The sequence below is a fragment of the Serratia sp. 506_PEND genome (assembly GCF_001076875.1).
Taxonomy (GTDB): domain Bacteria; phylum Pseudomonadota; class Gammaproteobacteria; order Enterobacterales; family Enterobacteriaceae; genus Serratia; species Serratia marcescens.
The window spans coordinates 1-572 of record NZ_JVEL01000167.1 but is presented as its reverse complement, the minus strand read 5'-3'; the positions used below and the strand labels follow the sequence as shown (position 1 = coordinate 572).

Here is a 572-nt window from a genome sequence, read left to right as displayed (position 1 = left end):
ATTCGGTTGGCCATGCGCGCTTTCCACGCTGCGCCGCCGACCACGCCGCCGCTGGAGGAATGGCAGGAAGTGGGTGCCAAGATCTTCCATTGGCTGCTGTACGTGGTCTTCCTGATGTTGCCGCTGCTGGGCGTGTTAACCCTGGCCTACGGCGGGAAATCGTGGACTTTACTGGGGTGGCCGGTCCCGCAATGGGTGACGCCGGATCCGGTGATGCGCAGGCTGGTCAAAACGGTGCATGAGACGCTGGCAAACGTTGGCTACTTTATCATTGGCGCGCATGCGTTGGCGGCGCTGTATCACCACTACCTGCGCAAGGACGACACCCTGCGCCGCATGATGCCGGGCAAATGATCGCTCGCCGAAACGACAAAGGGACGCTTGCGCGTCCCTTTGGCTGTGTTCCTGGTCTGGCTGCTGTCAGGCAACCATCAACATGAAGGTGCCAACCCAGGCAACCAGCATGAATGACACGCCCATCAAAAAATATTTCACTGAACAACTCCTGTCTGGAGTCCTCGCCAGCAATGATCCCGATTGTTGTGCTGAGTATTTTATGGGCAACCGGCTTG

General features: G+C 58.4%; 2 protein-coding genes. One reads left to right on the top strand and one right to left on the bottom strand.

The window, feature by feature from the left end; all coding sequences use genetic code 11:
• Positions 1 to 354, top strand: a 354-nt coding sequence (locus tag ADK28_RS04180; protein WP_048794970.1) for a cytochrome b, incomplete at its 5' end; no start/stop codon positions are given.
• Between the two features lie 66 nt (positions 355 to 420).
• On the opposite strand, the gene ypdK is transcribed toward ADK28_RS04180, so the two are convergent.
• Positions 421 to 495: a membrane protein YpdK gene (ypdK, locus tag ADK28_RS31255; protein ID WP_099782600.1), complete on the bottom strand. Its 75-nt coding sequence runs from the start codon at positions 493 to 495 to the stop codon at positions 421 to 423.
• Positions 496 to 572: the final 77 nt, after the last annotated feature.